Genomic DNA, 1,076 nt, shown 5'->3' on the forward strand with positions numbered 1-1,076 from the left:
TGTTGTGTGCCATAACGTTGTTGACGCCGACTATGCGTGACATGGGCGGCAGGCCCCCGCACGCGCTGTGCGGACGCTCCCAATTGTAGTGCTCCACGAAGGCCGGGAGGGCGCCAGCCCTCCCGGCCTCGCTCTCCCATGCCCTGCCGTACTGCCACTCCTGCGCGAGCGTGCGGTTCATCCGCTCGACCTTCCCGTTCTGCCAGGGGCTGTAGGGCCTGGTGTACACGTGCCGGACCCCCTCGGACGCCAGCAGGCCGTTGAACTCGCGGCTGCGGTACCCCGGCCCGTTGTCCGTCATGACGCGCTCGACCGCCACGCCCAGCCCGGCGAAGAAGGCGACGCAGCGGGCCATGAACCCCGCGCACGTGCCCTTGCGCTCGTCGGGCAGGAGCTCGGCGTAGGCGACGCGGGAGAAGTCGTCCACGGCGACGTGCAGGCACGACGTCCCCGCGCCGGAGTGCCCGCCGTAGGGGTCCCCGCCCCTGCCGAGGGCGCGCCAGCCGCCCCCGTCCGGTATCCTCGCCACCTTCTTCACGTCGACGTGGACGAGCTCGCCCGCGCGCTCGCGCTCGTAGCGCACGGGCGTGACGGGGCCCCTCCGGCGGACCTCGCCGGTCACGCGGTCGACGTCGGCGAGCCTGGGCAGCCCCGAGCGCGCCACGATCCTGGCGCAGGTGCGCGCCGGAACCCCGGTCGCGGCGGCGAGCGCGAGGGGCGCGAGCAGCATGGACGAGCGCGCGTCGCGCACGCGCTCCTCGGCGTCGGGCGGCGTGGACCGGGCGAGCCGGCGCGGCCTGCTGCTCCTGTCGGACATGGGCTCGCCGCGCCTGGCGCGGGCGAGCCACTTGGACGCGGTCTGGCGGCTGACGCCCATCTGGCGGGCGGCCTCGGCGACGCCGGCGCCGGCCTCTATGCGGGAGACGAGCGTCTCCCGCCCCCTCGGCGTGAGCCTTGCGTTAGGATGTTGGGACATGGGATGGCCCCCTTCGCTGCAAGCCTAGACAACTCACAGCATGCGGGAGCCATCCCTGTTTGTCACCACTTGGATGTAAACAACGTCTTGGCGCTGAACA

At 72.5% G+C, this 1,076-nt stretch carries 1 protein-coding gene; it reads right to left on the reverse strand.

Translation table 11 applies throughout. The features are described 5' to 3' along the window. The coding region (locus NW198_RS09630; protein ID WP_258340946.1) for an IS481 family transposase at positions 1 to 976 on the reverse strand (976 nt) is incomplete at its 3' end. Between the last annotated feature and the right edge of the window lie 100 nt (positions 977 to 1,076).

The sequence above is a fragment of the Thermophilibacter sp. ET337 genome (genome assembly GCF_024733715.1).
Lineage (GTDB): Bacteria > Actinomycetota > Coriobacteriia > Coriobacteriales > Atopobiaceae > Thermophilibacter.